Annotated in this window: 11 protein-coding genes; 5 read left to right on the top strand and 6 right to left on the bottom strand. The window is 45.6% G+C overall.

What is annotated here, in order from left to right; all coding sequences use genetic code 11:
- Positions 1-113 precede the first annotated feature (113 nt).
- Positions 114-965, top strand: coding sequence for a nitrate ABC transporter ATP-binding protein (locus H6H03_RS22785; RefSeq protein WP_190957342.1), 852 nt, complete (start codon positions 114-116; stop codon positions 963-965).
- A gap of 309 nt (positions 966-1,274) precedes the next feature.
- On the opposite strand, the gene H6H03_RS22780 is transcribed toward H6H03_RS22785, so the two are convergent.
- The 3 genes from H6H03_RS22780 to H6H03_RS22755 all read right to left on the bottom strand — a co-directional run bounded on the left by H6H03_RS22780 (position 1,275) and on the right by H6H03_RS22755 (position 11,327).
- Complete coding sequence (locus tag H6H03_RS22780) at positions 1,275-5,156, bottom strand: beta strand repeat-containing protein (RefSeq protein WP_190957341.1); 3,882 nt, start codon at positions 5,154-5,156, stop codon at positions 1,275-1,277.
- Positions 5,157-5,194: 38 nt separating this feature from the next.
- On the bottom strand, positions 5,195-9,694 hold the full coding sequence (locus H6H03_RS40465) for a TIGR03032 family protein (RefSeq protein WP_242057910.1): 4,500 nt from the start codon (positions 9,692-9,694) through the stop codon (positions 5,195-5,197).
- Between the two features lie 505 nt (positions 9,695-10,199).
- Positions 10,200-11,327 (bottom strand): acyltransferase family protein, encoded by a 1,128-nt coding sequence (locus H6H03_RS22755; RefSeq protein WP_190957340.1) that lies wholly within the window; start codon positions 11,325-11,327, stop codon positions 10,200-10,202.
- A gap of 118 nt (positions 11,328-11,445) precedes the next feature.
- Between H6H03_RS22755 and H6H03_RS22750 the strand changes: the two genes are divergently transcribed.
- Entirely contained in the window at positions 11,446-11,907 is a 462-nt protein-coding gene (locus H6H03_RS22750; RefSeq protein WP_190957339.1) for a peroxiredoxin, read from the top strand.
- A gap of 144 nt (positions 11,908-12,051) precedes the next feature.
- On the opposite strand, the gene hpf is transcribed toward H6H03_RS22750, so the two are convergent.
- Both hpf and H6H03_RS22740 read right to left on the bottom strand, forming a co-directional pair.
- A complete protein-coding gene (gene hpf / locus H6H03_RS22745) occupies positions 12,052-12,696 on the bottom strand; it encodes a ribosome hibernation-promoting factor, HPF/YfiA family (RefSeq protein WP_190957338.1) in 645 nt (214 codons plus the stop codon).
- Positions 12,697-12,872: 176 nt separating this feature from the next.
- The gene (locus tag H6H03_RS22740) at positions 12,873-13,115 is read right to left on the bottom strand and encodes a hypothetical protein (protein WP_190957337.1); all 243 of its coding nucleotides are present in this window, start codon (positions 13,113-13,115) and stop codon (positions 12,873-12,875) included.
- Positions 13,116-13,315: 200 nt separating this feature from the next.
- Between H6H03_RS22740 and lipB the strand changes: the two genes are divergently transcribed.
- Positions 13,316-14,011: a lipoyl(octanoyl) transferase LipB gene (gene lipB / locus H6H03_RS22735; RefSeq protein ID WP_190957336.1), complete on the top strand. Its 696-nt coding sequence runs from the start codon at positions 13,316-13,318 to the stop codon at positions 14,009-14,011.
- A 201-nt stretch (positions 14,012-14,212) separates the two neighbouring features.
- Positions 14,213-14,413, top strand: coding sequence for a hypothetical protein (locus H6H03_RS22730; protein ID WP_190957335.1), 201 nt, complete (start codon positions 14,213-14,215; stop codon positions 14,411-14,413).
- Positions 14,414-14,505: 92 nt separating this feature from the next.
- On the opposite strand, the gene H6H03_RS22725 is transcribed toward H6H03_RS22730, so the two are convergent.
- A complete protein-coding gene (locus H6H03_RS22725; protein WP_190957334.1) occupies positions 14,506-15,270 on the bottom strand; it encodes an amino acid ABC transporter ATP-binding protein in 765 nt (254 codons plus the stop codon).
- Between the two features lie 218 nt (positions 15,271-15,488).
- On the opposite strand from H6H03_RS22725, the gene H6H03_RS22720 reads away from it, so the two are divergent.
- Positions 15,489-17,000: an ABC transporter permease subunit gene (locus tag H6H03_RS22720; RefSeq protein WP_190957333.1), complete on the top strand. Its 1,512-nt coding sequence runs from the start codon at positions 15,489-15,491 to the stop codon at positions 16,998-17,000.
- The last annotated feature ends 230 nt before the right edge of the window (positions 17,001-17,230 follow it).

The raw sequence follows: 17,230 nt of genomic DNA, 5'->3' as shown, positions 1-17,230 counted from the left end.
TATTGGCCTTTCAACTCCATTAATGAACCTCTGAACTTTAACAGTTCGCCGCGAAGAGTCCCCAGTCCCCAATCCCCAATCACCAGTCCCCAGTACCCAATCACCAAATCACTATGCAAAACCGCAACTCAACAATTACCGACCTCAAGCCACTACAAAATACAGCCACTACCCGCCGTCCCTTCCTAGAAATCAAAGACGTTACCAAAGTCTATCCCACCAAAAAAGGCCCCTTCACCGTACTCGATGGTGTTAACCTCAACGTCGAACAAGGCGAGTTTATTTGTGTCATCGGTCACTCTGGCTGCGGTAAATCCACGCTATTAAATATGGTATCCGGTTTTAACTTTCCCACCTCCGGGCAAGTATTACTAGAAGGACAGCCCATTACCAAACCAGGTCCGGATAGAATGGTTGTCTTCCAAAACTACGCCTTGCTACCCTGGCGGACTGCTTTTGACAATATTTACTTAGCTGTTAACGCCGTTTATCCTAATAAACCACAAGCTGAAAAAAGAGCGATCGTCCGCGATCATTTAGCAATGGTGGGACTGGCTGACGCGATGGAAAAGAAACCAATGCAAATGTCCGGTGGTATGAGACAAAGAGTTTCCATCGCCCGCGCTTTAGCAATTCGTCCCAAAGTCTTAATTTTAGACGAACCTTTCGGGGCGCTGGATGCCATCACCAAAGAAGAGTTACAAGAAGAACTGCTGAAAATTTGGAATGAAAACCGCTGCACAGTGTTGATGATTACCCACGACATCGACGAAGCGTTATTTTTAGCAGACAAATTGGTGATGATGACTAATGGGCCTCATGCAAAGATTGGCGAAGTCATGGAAATTCCTTTTTCGCGTCCCCGCGATCGCGCCCGCATCATGGAAGATCCACAATATTATCAACTGCGTAACTATGCGCTAGACTTCCTGTTTAACCGTTTCGCCCATGATGACGTAGGTTAACTTGAAGTGATAGGGGCACAATATATTGTGCTCCTACGACTCAATTGTAGGCAAAACCGCGCTTTGACGTACAGGACGCTTGCGTTGGCTTTTCCGAATTCCTCCAGCCTTGTAATATTCGTCGCTATTGTGACCAAATTTATAAGCTATACCACGCAAAAATTGATCGGAATAATCTGCTAAATCTTTTTCACTTGCGACGATATGGTTTAGTAATATATCAATAAAGGAAAGTGTAACGCACCAAATTCTTCAATATAGCGCGATCGCACTTGAGGGAAACTTGAAGTGCGATCGCCCTGATTTGAGTTAAACAATAGCCAAATTATTCAAACTACCGCTAAAGCCAGTAATCTCAATCACCGCATCGCTGTTTTCTTGGAAACCAGCCGTGCCATTATTCAGTGCCAGGAAAGTGCGGCTACCAAAGCTAAAGCTAGCAGCGCCATTGGCAGCAAAGTTGATACCCGTCAACAATGTCCCCAAACCAGCACCAGAAAGACTACTCACCGCCCCCAGTTCCTTGAGATTATTAGCGCTGACAGTATTGGGGCCGTCAATGAAATCCGTGCCAATTTGCAAATTGATAATCCGGTCAAAATTACTCAGCAGCGAATCAGTCAAAGCAAAGCGGAAAATATCAGCACCAGCACCACCAGTCAGGGTATCAGCAACCGCACCGCCAACCAGCAGGTCATCACCATTGCCACCGATGAGAATATCATTACCTTTACCGCCATTGAGGGTATCATTGCCATTGCCGCCATCGAGCAAGTCAGGGCCATCATTGCCTGTGAGGGTGTCTTTACCATTACCACCGAGTTTGGTAGAACCAATGAGTAGGTTGACAGTACCTGTAGTTGTACCGCTATTATTGTCATTCAAAGTGTATTTGAAACTACCCGTACCACTTTGGGTAGGTAAAAAGACGATGAAATCATCAGCCGAATTGCCAGGGGTGAAATTATTGAACAAAACTGCGCCACCGCCGACAACGTTACTGATGCCAGTAATCTTCAAGCTATCCCCAGTATCGACATCGCTATCGTTAGCAAGTAAGGTACTCACAGCAATGGTGGTGGGGATGAGTTGGGTAGCAACTAAAGAGTCTGTGCCTGCAACTGGGTTATCGTTGACGCCGTTGATAGTGACGGTGATATCTTGGTTGGCAGTGCCGTCAACAGATTGTACAGTGAAGGTTTCGGTTTTAGTTGCTCCTGCACCCAGAGATTGCACCGCACTGTTAGCAACAGTGTAATTCCAACTTCCAGTCTCGGTGATGGTGAGGCTACCGAGATTACCAGTAGCGGAGGTAACGCTGGTGTTAAATTTGTTTTTGCCAGTATCGACATCAGCGACAGTTAATGCACCCGTGGCAGTTAAATTGGGTGTGCTAGCATCTTCGGTGACTGCACCTGTGGCTGTACCTGTGATGGTAGCCACATCATTCACCCCGGTAATTGTGATGACGATATCTTTGGCAGTACCGTCAACAGATTGCACTGTGAAGGTTTCAGTTTTAGTTGCACCTGCACCCAGAAATTGCACCGCACTGTTAGCAACAGTGTAATTCCAAGTGCCAGTCTCGGTGATGGTGAGGCTACCGAGATTACCAGTAGCGGAGGTAACGCTGGTGTTAAATTTGTTTTCGCCAGTATCGACATCAGCGACAGTTAATGTACCCGTGGCAGTTAAATTGGGGGTGCTTGTATCTTCGGTAACTGCCCCTGTGGTTGTACCTGTGATGCTGGCGGTGTCATTCACCCCGGTAATGGTGATGGTAATATCTTGGCTAGCAGTGCCATCAGCAGATTGCACAGTGAAGGTTTCGGTTTTAGTTGCACCTGCACCCAAAAATTGTACGGCACTATTAGCAACGCTGTAATTCCAAGTGCCAGTATCGCTAATGGTCAGACTACCAAGGTTACCGCTAGCGGAGGTGACATTGGTATTAAATGTGTTGTCGCCACTATCCACATCAGCCACCGTTAATGTACCCGTGGCGGTTAAATTGGGGGTGCTTGTATCTTCGGTGACTGCCCCTGTGGCTGTACCCGCGATGCTGGCGGTGTCATTCACCCCGGTAATGGTGATGGTGATATCTTGGCTGGCTGTACCATCAGCAGATTGCACAGTGAAGGTTTCAGTTTTAGTTGCACCTGCACCCAAAAATTGCACTGCACTATTGGTAATGGTGTAATTCCAAGTGCCAGTATCAGTGATATTAAGACTACCCAAATTGCCTGTGGCAGAGGTAACAGTGGTGTTAAATTTGTTCTCTCCTGTATCGACATCATTGACGGTGAGGTTGCCTGTTGCTGTTAGGTTGGGCGTACTAGCATTTTCGGTGATTGCCCCTGTGGCTGTACCCGTGATGCTGGCGGTGTCATTCACCCCGGTAATGGTGATGGTGATATCTTCGCTGGCTGTACCATCAGCAGATTGCACAGTGAAGGTTTCAGTTTTAGTTGCACCTGCACCTAAAAATTGCACTGCACTATTAGCAACGCTGTAATTCCAACTTCCAGTATCGGTGATGGTCAGACTACCCAGGTTGCCTGTGCCTGTAACTGTAGTCTTAAATCTGTTTTCCCCAGTATCCACATCAGCCACCGCTAATGTACCCGTGGCGGTTAAATTGGGGGTGTTTGTATCTTCGGTGACTGCTGCTGTGGCTGTACCTGTAATGGTAGCCGCATCATTTACCCCAGTAATGGTGACGACAATGTTTTGACTAGCAGTGCCATCCAAAGATTGCACTGTGAAGGTTTCAGTTTTGGTGACCCCTGCACCCAGAGATTGCACTGCACTATTAGCAACGCTGTAATTCCAACTTCCAGTATCGGTGATGGTCAGACTACCCAGGTTACCTGTGCCTGTAACTGTAGTCTTAAATCTGTTTTCCCCAGTATCCACATCAGCCACCGCTAATGTACCCGTGGCGGTTAAATTGGGGGTGTTTGTATCTTCGGTGACTGCCCTTGTGGCTATACCTGTGATGCTGGCGGTGTCATTTACCCCAGTAATGGTGATGGTGGCAGTGGCATTAGCTGTGCCGCCTCTGCCATCGCTGATGGTGTAGCCAAAGGATGTGGTGGCATTGGTTCCTTGAGGTAAGTAATCGTAGCCATATGTCAGGGCAGCAGTGCCATTGGTGGGGTCAAAGGTAAAAGTTCCGTTGGCATTCACCGTAAGTTTACCATTGCCCAGGTTAATTTGAGTACCGACATTAGCAGCACTGCCGTTAACCGCAGTCACCGTCAAAGGATTACCATCTGGGTCGCTGTCATTGCTGAGGACATTGCCGTTGAAGACGGTGTTTTCGTTGGTGCTGGGGGCATCGTTGTTGGCGGTGGGTGGGCGATTCGGGTTGTTGCGGAATAACACGGTATTGCCGTAAGTATTTCCAACTAAGGCATCGAGGTCGCCATCGCCATCGATATCGGCAAAGGTGGGCGCAGAAAAAGACCCGACATTGCTCAGCCCAAAGGGGTTGGTGATGAGGGTGGCAAACTGGGGATTGGAGGCAGACCCGGTGTTGCGGAAAAACAGGGTATTGCCGCTACGGTCTCCGACAAAGGCATCAAGGTCGCCATCGCCATCGATATCGACTAAGCTGGGTGTGGCAAGATTTGACACCTTGCTCAGTCCGAAGGGGTTGGTGGTAGCAGCAGCAAAGCTGGGGGCGGCGGCACTACCAGTGTTGCGGAAGAATATGATATCCCCGGCACTATTCCCCAAAAACACATCGAGGTCGCCATCACCGTCGATATCGGCAAAGCTGGGGGAGGCATTTGACCCCACATCGCTCAGCCCGAAGGGGTTGGTGCTGGGGGTGGCAAAGCTGGGGGCGGTGGCACTACCAGTGTTGCGGTAGAACACGGTATTACCGACACCATTCACCACAAAGGCATCGAGGTCGCCATCCTTGTCAATATCGACAAAGGTGGGCGCGGCAGAACCCGGCCCAACATTGGTCAGCCCGAAGGGGTTGGCGCTGGGGGTGGCAAAGTTGGGGGCGGTGGCACTACCAGTGTTGCGGTAGAAGAAGGTATCACCGCCACTATTGCCTACGAAGGCATCGAGGTCGCCATCCTTGTCAATATCGACAAAGGTAGACCTAGCACCAAACCCCACGTCCGTCAATCCGAAGGGGTTCTCACCAGCGCGAGAAAAGATAGGGTCAGCCATGTTTTTTCTCCTTGAAGTTTAAATGAACGATTTTAGGACTACGCATGGTCAACGACATGCGGTTGGAGTTTCCAAATTTGCCGCAAGGCAGCTTCTAGCTGAGTAACCCACTGCTGGGGTTGAAACAGGGGCAAGTGGTGGCGGTGTGCTTGCAATTGGTGGCGAATTGCTGCCAATTCCTTGCGGTCAGTGGCTAAATGCACCGCCTTTTGTTCATAAGCAACAACAGTGTCGCAAATGAGCAAATCTAAACCCGCCGCCGCACAAATGCTGGCTCCCATACGGGCAGCAAAGGCTTTACCAGGGCGGGTGATGATGGGAAGTCCTGCTGAGAGTGCATGAATGGCGGTGGCTCCAGCGTTGTAAACAAAGGTGTCCAGGAATAAATCTGCCAAGGGATAGGCCGCTAGGTATTTTGCCAAGGGCATATAAGGAGTGAACACCAAACGCCCTGGGGCAATGCTCTGTTTTTCGGCAATGTGGTGCAGGGTATCCCTCACCTCTGGGGTGGTTTGAATGAGCCACAACACTGAATTTGGTACTTGCTGCAAAATCCGCATCCAGCAAGCAAAGACTTCCGGGTCAAATTTGTCGCTGCGATTAAAGCAGCAAAAAACAAAGGCATCTTTTGGTAAGCCAAAGTCATCCCGACTCAGGGGTTGGTGGGCAATGGCTAGGGGAGAAGCAACAAAGGCGTGGGGCAGTTCAATTATCTTTTCGCTGTAATGGGCGGCTAGTTCTGGGGGAATTAACCAAGAATCTGCCAAAATGTATTGAATAAATTCTGCCGCCATTGTGCCGGGATAGCCTAAATATTGCACTTGAATTGGGGCTGGTTGGAGGGCAAGAATTTCTGCACGGCTAAAGGTGGTATAGCCTGCTAAGTCAATCAAAATGTGAATGCCATCGCTGTGGATGCGCTGGGCGGCAGCTGCCGATGACATGGAAGAGAGATTGACAAAAACATCACACCCAGCACGAATATTTTCCGTAAATTCATCATGAGCATCCACCAGACTATAGCCATAGATTTCAAAGGCAGAACGGTCATGATATTGAAATAGCTGGTGAATTAACGTGCCTACAGCGTGTTGGCGGAAGTCTGCCGAGAGATAGCCTAAGTGCAGTTTGGGATGGGGTGCGGGGGGCGGGCTAAAGGCGCAGAGGTGTTTGTAAGGCTGGATGTTACCGATGATATGCTGTGACCAGTGGCGGGCAATGGCGCTATGAAACTCCAAGGGTAGGGGGAAACTATGAATGGTCAGGGGTAGCAATGGCTGGGTGTTGTGATTTGCCAAATGTTGCTGGATGCGCTGTTGCAAAACTTCCAGCCGTTCCTCGTAGTGATGCCAGTCGCACAAACTCAACCGCAGATATTCGCGCTGATAGAAAATCTCGGTGGCTGCGGGGTTAAGTTCTAGGGCGCGGTTGTAGCTACTGAGAGCAGCTTTCCATTGTCCCTGGGCTTGCAAGACATAACCTAAGTTGCCATGTGCCAGGGTAAAATCTGGTTTGAGGGCAATAACTTGCTCAAAATAGTTCTGGGCTTTGGTGATGTCGCCCTGCATGATCCACAAACAGCCGAGATTGTGCCAAGCTTCTGCAAAATCGGGCTGGTGTTTCAGGGCATGATGCCAACAGTTCATGGCTTTTTGAGTTTCCCCCAGTTGCTGGCATACATTCCCCAGTTCATAGTAAGAGGTGGCAGTTGGTTGCAGTCGTACTGCCTCTTGTAAGCACTCTGCCGCCGCCAGCCAGGATTGCTGATTGGCGTGTAATCTGCCTAAGTTGAGGTGGGCAACGGCAAAATCCGGTTGGAGTTGAATTGCTTGTTGATAAGCAGCGATCGCTTCCTCTGTTTTTCCCTGAATCTGCCAGATTGCTCCCAAGTTACAATGTGCTTGGGTAACCTTGGGATTAAGAAGGATGATTTGTTGGTAGGTAGCGACAGCCTCCTCTAGCCTACCTAACCTCTGGAAAGCATTACCCAACTGATTGTAAGCAGCAATATAACCCGGTCGCCAGCGCAGGGCTTCTTGGAAACATCCAATGGCTGCCAGAAAATCCCCATGTTCTACTAATTGCTTACCTTTGTGAAAGTGGGAATGGGCGACATCGGCAATCAAACTTGCTTCTGATTGGTTTTGTGGCTGTAAACGAAACTTCCCCGTTGCTTCATGGAAAATTAGCCGCAAAGACTCAGCCAATCCCCGACGTTGCAGTGCTTGGTTAATGGCACGCTCACAATGTTGTTGTTGAATCAAGGATTGTTGCTGGCAAAGACCTTGGGGATTGAGGCGATAAAAGTAAAGCGATCGCTCCAAATGATAAATTTGAGTGATTTCTGAAACCCGCAGGCACAAATCATAATCTTCCGCAGGTGCAAATTCTGGATTAATCCCCCCGACGGCAGCAAACACCGATTGCCGCAACAAACGAAAGTGGAAGGTCATAAAATCTAGTAACAAAGCCATTGGGCTGTAGGGAATCTGGCAACGGTGGCCGAGTCCCTGTGCCTCACCTTGGGTATCTATATTTAAATAGTTGGTGTAAACCATGCCGTAATCCGGGTGGCTGTCGAGAAACTCCACCGTTTCTTGTAGTGCCGTTGCTGCCAAGCAGTCATCCGCATCAAGCCAGCCAATGTAATCTCCTCGTGTCAGCCTATGGGCTTGAATCAAAGCTTCTCCCCGCCCCAAGCGATTGCCTGCATGGAAGCGAATCCGCACATCTCGCTGGGCATAATCTTGAGCAATGGCAATTGAATTATCGGTGGAGCCGTCATCCCATACAATTAATTCCCAATCCCTGAAGGTTTGCGCCAACACCGAATCTAAAGCCTCTGCCAAATAAGCCTCGGTGTTGTAAACTGTCATCACCAAAGACACCTTGGGGCTAGTAGCTGGGGGTAAAACTAAAACTTTGTGCCATTGCTGTTTCCCGTCCTTGGTGGTTTGCGGTGGCTGCCAACTTAGTTTTTTTAACAAAGGTGTCAGGGCGATGGCAGTTAAGGCCGTCGGCTGGTAATCTAGCTTCACCTGATGGCAACCTTCCGCCACCAAAGCTTTTTCTAAATACCACAAAAGTCTAGTAGCAATGCCCTGCTGCCGATATGCTGGGGCGACAAACAGCGATATCAATTCCGCCGTTTGTTGAGGTAGCATTTCGGCAATGGCAAAGGCCACCATTGCCCCCGCCACCGATGCGGAGATGCCCGCCAATTCACCCCGTTGGGGTTGGGTTTGCCAGCGTTGCTGCAAACTGGGGAAGGTGAAGGCATTGTAATCAGCTAGGCTGCTGGGTGTGAGGTGATAGACGCGCTGGTATTTTGGGGCATCCGGGATGGGGGATAGGGCATTGGGGGATTCTTCGGTGTTTGAGCCTTCCCACATTTGGCGGGGCAATCCGGCGATGGGAGCCATACCGCCAACACTGGGGCGTTTCGCCGTGGGTTTGGTGGTGACAATGCCACCAGAACCGGGGAAGGTCACTAGGCGTTCGATTGATTCTGACTGGAAGCCCAAAGCCTTTGGTTGGCGGACACCTGGTAGCACTACGACATCAAATAATTCTTCAACTAACCCATCCAAGTGCAGCCAATGTAGTGTATTTCCAGTGTTGATATCGATGACCATCAGCCCACACTGGGAAGTCTTGCCCAGAGTAGTCAGCCGTTCTTCTAAAGGTAGTCCGCTAAAGGTAGGCGATCGCAATTTTGACAAGCCCACAATGGCGAAGTTTTCCCAAAATGCCAACCCCCGCACAAACCCAGGACAGAAGGCAATAGGCACAAATTTCTCATCATCCACATAGCCAAAATCCCCCGTCCCCGCATTCAAAAGCCATAGCTTGCCTTGATACCAACGCGGCGAGTGGGGCATGGATAAACCAGTAGCGATGATATCGTTGGTTTGCACATCTATCACCACACCCCCGCCCACTCTGTGGTTACGCCATCCGGCGGCGGTATCAGTAGTACTACAGGCTGTAACGTATCTTGGTTTACCGTCGCGCAACCCTAACCCATTGAGGTGACATCGGTCTTCCGCCGCTAACTTAGAGATAAAGGGCGGTTGCCACAGGGGAACAAAACTATAGTTGTTGCTGATGGTGGCTAGGCAACTAAAATCTGTGTTGACAAATACAATCTTTTGTGAATCATCCAGCACTACATCATGGACATTCAAATCACCGGTGGTATATGCCGTGCGAGGGATGTAAAGGCGATCGCTTTGTTGATAGATTTCTCCTGGTTTGAGTAAATTTTCAAATCGCCAAATTTGATAACGCGTGCTAAGATATATACTGTTGTTTGATGCATACATGCCCATTGGTTTATCAAACAATCGCTCGTGAGCAGCTATTCGTCCTTGCTCATTGCAACCGATGAAAAACAGCCGATTAGTTTGATAGGTAGTGAAAGCCAAGCTAATAAACTGCGTTTGTAACCAGGGTATAAAGTCCGGCGAACAGTTGATTTCTAGTTTGGGCGCACTCGATGAAGGCATGGCGTGACTGCGCGGCAGAAAACTTTCCATACAACACTTTATTAATTGCTAATTATTTTTTTGGCAACGCAAAATAGTCTCCATTACCCTTGAAAATTAAAGGTATGGAAACAGCACCCAATTATTTAGTAATTTTTATTGACGCCAACTCGTCAATATTACACTACGGCTAAATCTTGCGTATTTAACCTAATTTCATCAAAAATTAATGGAAACTTAGAAATTTTTGTTTCAAAAATTTTAATAGTTTCACATTAATCTGCCGGTACTGGCAATCCTTAAGTTCTAATACTAATTCTCTAGAATCTGCTAACTTTGATACCAAATTGAACTGATAAATATGCACACTTAAGTAAATAGGCGTGAATATTTATCATTGGTATAAAACAGAACGCAACTATGCTAAAGGCAGAAGGAAACAGGGTTTTAACCTATTTTATTTTTATTTACATAGTTTGGTTTTTTGAAGCCGATCGCACTTTGATAAACTGGAAGTGCTTAGGCGCAGCCCATCGTAGACATCGCAAATTTTTACTTACACTTTCAAAAACCAGCGTTGGCGATACATCACAACACCAACAGCCCACCACAACAACACTGTAACTATGCCAAAAAACAAAGAACCATTAAGCGCCCCTGCCCAAGATGCGAAAAAATTCTGGTAAATCCAATTGTAGGTACTAGGAGCGTTTTCTCCTGTACCGATAGTGGTTTTGACTAAGATTTTAATTAACAAAACAGACGCAACGAAAAGAGCGATCGCATTTAAACCCATAATTTCAAAAGGCTTACCCCAGCGACGTATCCGCCGAACTTCGATGAGTTCATAACAAGCTGCTAGCAACAATAATGCCCAACCTGTTGTAAAAACTACATAAGAACTTGTCCACAATTTTTTATTAATGGGGAATGTCCATCCCCACGCCCAACCAACAATTAAACAACCGACTCCAAATAATCCTAACCCGATACTTGTGCGAGACTGTACGGGCTGGCTGCGTATCCATTGCCCGCTGAAGTAGCCAGCGAGGACACTTACTATCGCAGGGATAGTACTGAAAAGTCCCTCTGGATCTCCCATAAATTTATAACTATCACCTTTATATAAATGTGCTTTGGGAATAATTAAGCGATCGACATAAGCACCAAAATTACCTTCCCGCGTCAAAACTCCCGCCCCATAATCGGGTACTGGTAAATACATCATTATTAGCCAGTAGCCGATGAGTAGCACTGCTGCTAATATCCATTGACCTTTGCGCGGTAGGTTGAGAACTATCAAAGAAGCCAGCAGATAAGTAATGCTGATACGTTGCAACACTCCCATAATTCGGATGCTACTTAAATCAAAAGTCCAAACACCTTGATTCCAAAAGCCATTTAGTAGCAATCCCAAAGCAAAGAGAATGGCGGCGCGGCGTAATATCCGCAAGTAAACAGATGAGGTTGGTTTATTCTCTTCGGTGTACTTCGACAGAGAAAAACTCATTGCTACACCGACAATGAAGAGAAAAAAAGGAAATACTAAGTCAGTTGGCGTACAGCCGTGCCAATCAGCATGGGCGAAGGGAGGATAAACATCATCTGCGACTCCCATCATATTGACGAGAATCATCGCAGCGATCGTAATGCCGCGAAAAACATCCAGTGAAGTTAGGCGCATAAGCGGAATTTTGTCCTTGATGAGTATCTAAGCTAACCCGCTTGATGCAGGTTATCAAGGAAAACTTATAGACTTATATAGAAGGTAAAATTTTGTAAACTAACTACCACTAATTGCTATGTCAGTCAAAGTTGGAGATACCGCTCCTGATTTCAGTCTACCTGCTCAAAACGGCTCAACAGTTAGCCTGCAAGATTTTCGCGGCAAAAAATCCGTTGTTCTATATTTTTATCCCAAAGACGACACACCCGGATGTACGGCTGAATCCTGCGCTTTTCGCGACCAGTATGAAGTTTTTAAAAGTGCTGGTGCTGAAGTTATCGGTGTGAGTGGCGACTCCACCGAATCTCACCAGCGGTTTGCTGCCAAGTACAATCTACCTTTTACCCTATTGACCGACAAAGGCGACCAAGTGCGAAAGCTATATGGCGCAACAGCGGCCTTTGGCTTATTCCCCGGCCGCGTTACTTACGTCATCGACCAACAGGGAGTTGTGCAATACGTGTTTGATTCAATGTTTAACTTTAAAGGTCACGTGGAGGAAGCGTTAAAAACGCTGCAACAGTTTGCTGTGAAATAGGGAATGGGCATTGGGCATTGGGCATTGGGCATTGGGCATTGGGCATTGGGCATTGGGCATTGTTATTTCTCCCCCTGCCTTCCCTACTCAAGAACTGCTCCCCATCTCCCTATTCGCTATGCCCTATGCCCCATGCCCCATACCCTATTTAATATGCGACTTTTCCGACATAGCAACATTCGCATGGGCTGACTTGCCATTCTTGCCGTTGGTATGGCCGTTACCATTGCGGGGTTGAATTACGCCATAACCGCCGTGGTTACGTTCGTAAATGACGTTTATCTCTCCTGTTTCAATATTGCGGAACATGTAAAAGTCGTGTCCTACGAGTTGCAGTTGTTCCAAAGCTTCTGCAAGGGTCATAGGAGGCATGGAAAAATATTTGGTGCGGACAACTTCGCTAGGTAATTCGGGAGTGCGATCGCCAATTAAATCTGTGACTACTGACTCTGCAACAACTTCTTCTGTTGGTTGGGCATGAGTTTTGTGATCTTGACGCCGTTCTTTGTATTTACGCAGTTGACGGGCAATTTTATCTGCCACTAAGTCAATGCTGGCGTATAAGTTTTCGCTGCTTTCCTCTGCACGAATCACGCTGCCATTGGCATAAATAGTTACTTCAGCTGCTTGTCTAGGACTAATTCGAGGATTCCGGGCTACGCTAAGATGCACATCCACTTCATTGGTAATGTTCTGAAAATGATTAACTGCTTTTTCAATTTTTTGATGTACATACTCACGAATTGCATCGGTAATTTCAATATTTTTGCCGTGGATGACAAGCTTCATGTAAACTCTCCCGCTGAATATTTGGATGTGTGAATTTGCTTTGTATGAAAAGAAGTTGCGGTAAGGTATATCACTCCCGCCAAAACAAATTGTGAACTTTTCTCATTTACTGCTGCTGTGCTGTCTTTAAACTCGCTGCATCTGAGTTTTTTCAAGGATATCCTTAATTTATCTCCTCATCTCTGCGCTAATATCCAATTGGATATAGACTTAGAACTCTTTGATGAAGAAATCTTAACACTAGCAGTTGTCACTACTTTTTCTTTTAAAGCAAGGCTTACAGAACTGTTGATAGTTGCTCCTTGTGCGTCCGGTTGAGGTTTGCTTGCTTGCTGTTGATAAAGAACACAAGTTTGGTGGAAGTAGATTTTGTTTGAAATGCAAACAATGTTATTAGAGTCATCAGCCAGTATATTCATTTCTATTCTCTTGGCCTGATGCTGATTGTAGAGAATTCCTCCCAACACCTATTAAGGTTATATATTCAAGCTAGCACTTTGTATTTTAAGATGCATGTTCCCTTGACGTTCCTTTAAAATCCTTTGCAAAGCTTGACATTTTTTGATTCTATTCCTGTAAGTTGAAATATATTTCGTTCTTTTCACAGTTGATTTTTGGCATGATTCATAGTAATAAGTTATCCCAAAACCGTTGTTTGCTCTATAACCAAGGATTGATGCCTTACTTAGACGCTCATGCATGGCAGCGATCGCTCCTTACTCAACGCATCCACGACCCCAGTCTAGATGATGTGTTAATTCTCCTCGAACATCCACCCGTCTATACTTTGGGACAAGGAGCCAACTCAGATTTTCTCAAATTTGATATTGACCCTTCGGCTACGCTCAGGGTAAACAGTGGGTATGATGTGCATCGAGTTGAACGCGGTGGCGAAGTTACATACCATTGTCCCGGTCAACTGGTGGGGTATCCAATTTTAAATCTGCAACGTTATCAAAAAGACTTGCACTGGTACTTACGCCAACTTGAAGAAGTATTAATTCGCGTATTAGCAGTTTATAAATTGCAGGGAGAAAGAATTCCGGCTTTTACTGGCGTTTGGTTACAAGGACGAAAAGTTGCCGCTATTGGCATAAAAGTCAGCCGTTGGATTACCATGCACGGCTTTGCATTAAATGTTTGTCCAGACATGACAGGCTTTGAGCGCATTGTACCCTGCGGTATTTCTGATAAACCCGTAGGCAGTTTAGCCGAATGGATTCCCAATATTACCTGCGAAGAAGTGCGTTTTCATGTAGCCCAGTGCTTTGCAGAAGTGTTTGGAGTAGAAGTAGTAGAATCACAGCCTGAATGATTTTTTCAGTATGAATAAATTGAACTGCAAATTATGTAATAAATACTATACCAGTCTGATTTAAATTGTGAGACACTTATAGGAGTCATCTATTGTTCATAGTATTAAAGTAGCTATTGAACTAGGGTTATCAAAGTTATAATCTAATTATTTAGAAAGTATTAAACAAACATTTCGCAGCACTAAATTAGAATTTCGCGCGTGAATTACCCAACTAATCTTCAGGTATATACCACATCGTTAACATCACTTAGAGACCGTGATTGGACAGCTTTAACAGAACTATTTGACAGAGATGACGGCGATGAAATTGAAGCCGACATCCACACTAATTTGTTTTGGCTGATACCTGAACCTTGTTGGGAAGATGACCCGTTTGATTTCTTGCGTGAATATCTTTGAAGAATGGGGAGTAGGGAGTAAGCCTAAATAATAAAAGTATTCATGTAGAGACGCGATGAATCGCGTCTGAAAAGCCAGTTTTTTGCCAAGGATTACGAATTACGAATTATTTGAAGCCGACTGAGGAAAGTACGCAGGCGATCGCTTTGCGGATTGGTGAGAACCTCGTAGGCTGAACCTTGTTCTGCGATAATGCCTTTATCTAAAAAAATCAGCCGATGGGCTACTTCTTTGGCAAACTGCATTTCATGGGTAACGATCGCCATAGTCATACCTTCTACCGCTAACTGTTGCATTACTTGGAGAACTTCACCGACGAGTTCCGGATCTAAGGCGCTGGTAGGTTCGTCGAATAGCATGATCTGGGGATTCATACATAAACTGCGGGCGATCGCTACTCGCTGCTTTTGTCCCCCAGATAGTTGTTCGGGATAAGCAGAGGCTTTGTCAAATAAACCGACTTTTTCCAGATATAACCCCGCTAGTTGGGCGCTTTCTTTTGGTGTTTTTCCCAGTACTTTACGCGGCGCAAGTGTCATATTTTCCAAAACGCTCAGATGAGGAAACAAATTGAATTGCTGGAAAACCATGCCTACTTGCGTCCGTAGTTGCCGCAGCTGGTTATAGTTGACACTGGTTCTGGATAAATTGATACCGTTAACTATCAACCGTCCATTGTCGATAGTTTCCAAACCGTTAAAGCAGCGCAGCAGAGTACTTTTACCACAGCCTGAAGAACCAATAACTGCAACCACTTCTCCCCGCTTTATTTCGCCTGTAATTCCTTTGAGGACTTTTAGAGAACCAAAGCTTTTTTCGATATTGTCAAAAATAATTGCCGGGATAGAATTGTTCATTGGTTGTATCAAGCTGCTCTAAAGTTGATTGTAAGCAAAAGGCAGGAGGCAGAAGGCAGAAGGTAAAACCCTCAACAGTCAAAGGTTTTGCTGGTTTGGATTTTACATTTAATTATGTCCGCTTACTGAATATTTTTAACGAATCGCTAAGACAGTGTTTCTTTAATCTTCTTCTTTGCGTCTATGCGCCTTTGCGCGAGAAAAAAGGTTTAACAAATATGCCTAAATTTGGTTTTATCCGTTGGTTGCGTTTATGTCTAGTTATAAGTTTTAGCTGTTTATTATTAGCTGGCTGTGCTGTGAATCCTAGCAGGGGAAAAACTCTGCGGGTTGCTACTGAACCCGCGTTTCCACCTTTCGAGTTTCAAGGACAAGGTGGAGAATTGCAAGGTTTTTCTATTGATTTGATGAATGCTGTTGGTACTGCTGCCAACTTTAAAGTAAATTTTCAAAGTCTGCCTTTTGATGGCATTATCCCAGCACTCCAAGCCAAAACGGTAGATGCAGCCATTAGTTCGATTACGATTACAGAGGAGAGGGCAAAGACGGTTTCTTTTTCTCGTCCTTATTTTAAAGCTGGGTTGGCGATCGCCATTCGCGCCGATAATCAAAATATTACTGGCTTTGACAGTCTCAAAAATAAAAAAATTGCCGTACAAATTGGCACAACTGGTGCAGCCAAAGCTAAGAGTATACCTGGCGTACAAATTCGCAGTTTTGATTCAGCACCTCTGGCTTTACAAGAATTACTTAATGGTAATGTAGATGCGGTAATTAATGATGCACCTGTAACTTTATATGCTATTAATACAGGGAATCTCAAGGGAATTAAAGTTGTAGAACAATTGCTGACAGAAGAATTTTATGGAATTGCGACTGCAAAAAATTCGCCGAATCTGGCATTAATCAATGAAGGTTTGAATAACGTTTTGAAAAATGGCGCTTATTCGCAAATTTACCAAAAATGGTTTAAAGCCGAACCGCCGTCATCATTACCAGTTACATCACCGTTTGAGAATCAAAATAGCGCAGATGTCCCCGGAATATTTACGTCAATTAATGTGATTTTACAGGCTGTTCCGACTTTATTACAGGGTGCTTTGGTAACGTTGCAATTGACAATACTTTCTGTAGTGTTTGGTTTAATTGGTGGTTCTTCAATTGGAATTATTCGCCTTTCTCATATTGCACCTTTGCGTTGGCTAGCAAGGGCTTATGTAGATTTTTTTCGGGGAACGCCTTTGCTAGTGCAAATTTTTATGATTTACTTTGGGTTACCCGCAATTTTGCAACAACTTGGTTCAACATTTACTTTCGATCGCCTAGTAGCTGGAGTCATTGCTTTAAGTTTAAATAGCGCCGCTTATATTGCAGAAGTTGTCCGTGCTGGGATTCAATCTATTGAAGCAGGACAAGGTGAAGCAGCACAATCATTAGGTTTGAGTCCCGTGCAAACTATGAGATATGTGATTTTCCCCCAAGCATTCCGGCGGATGATTCCACCCTTGGGTAATGAATTTATCAGTTTGTTGAAAGATACAAGTTTAGTTGCAGTGATTGGTTTTGAAGAATTATTCCGCAAAGGACAGCTAATTGTTGCTGATAACTATCGCGCCTTTGAAATTTATGCAGGTGTAGCGGTAGTTTATTTATGTTTGACATTAATTTCTTCCCAAGCATTTAGCCTCTTGGAAGCTTGGATGAATCCCGTCAAACGCCAGAAGAAATAGGATAGAGTGCATCACTAATCAAATTGGATAAACCTCTGTGTACCTCTGCGTTTGACTTTGCGTTCCTTTGCGTTTAAAAACATTTTTTCTGTACTTCACTTTAGCGATTAATAAATAACGTTAGCGATCGCAACTGAGGGCTGTGAATTATACCTTATTTTCCTCGAAATTCAAGCGATCGTGCAAATTTACTTTACCTTTTGCTACCAATCCAATAGAAAAAGTTATGT

The sequence above is a fragment of the Nostoc paludosum FACHB-159 genome, from assembly GCF_014698835.1.
Taxonomy (GTDB): domain Bacteria; phylum Cyanobacteriota; class Cyanobacteriia; order Cyanobacteriales; family Nostocaceae; genus Nostoc; species Nostoc paludosum.
This window is presented reverse-complemented; position numbering and strand designations above follow the sequence as displayed.

What these genes read in the sequence shown, in the direction of transcription:
- H6H03_RS22785 (WP_190957342.1), top strand. Translation starts at nt 114, where the DNA reads ATGCAAAACCGCAACTCAACAATTACCGACCTCAAGCCACTACAAAAT.
- H6H03_RS22780 (WP_190957341.1), bottom strand. Translation starts at nt 5,156, where the DNA reads ATGGCTGACCCTATCTTTTCTCGCGCTGGTGAGAACCCCTTCGGATTG.
- H6H03_RS40465 (WP_242057910.1), bottom strand. Translation starts at nt 9,694, where the DNA reads ATGGAAAGTTTTCTGCCGCGCAGTCACGCCATGCCTTCATCGAGTGCG.
- H6H03_RS22755 (WP_190957340.1), bottom strand. Translation starts at nt 11,327, where the DNA reads ATGCGCCTAACTTCACTGGATGTTTTTCGCGGCATTACGATCGCTGCG.
- H6H03_RS22750 (WP_190957339.1), top strand. Translation starts at nt 11,446, where the DNA reads ATGTCAGTCAAAGTTGGAGATACCGCTCCTGATTTCAGTCTACCTGCT.
- hpf (WP_190957338.1), bottom strand. Translation starts at nt 12,696, where the DNA reads ATGAAGCTTGTCATCCACGGCAAAAATATTGAAATTACCGATGCAATT.
- H6H03_RS22740 (WP_190957337.1), bottom strand. Translation starts at nt 13,115, where the DNA reads ATGAATATACTGGCTGATGACTCTAATAACATTGTTTGCATTTCAAAC.
- lipB (WP_190957336.1), top strand. Translation starts at nt 13,316, where the DNA reads ATGATTCATAGTAATAAGTTATCCCAAAACCGTTGTTTGCTCTATAAC.
- H6H03_RS22725 (WP_190957334.1), bottom strand. Translation starts at nt 15,270, where the DNA reads ATGAACAATTCTATCCCGGCAATTATTTTTGACAATATCGAAAAAAGC.
- H6H03_RS22720 (WP_190957333.1), top strand. Translation starts at nt 15,489, where the DNA reads ATGCCTAAATTTGGTTTTATCCGTTGGTTGCGTTTATGTCTAGTTATA.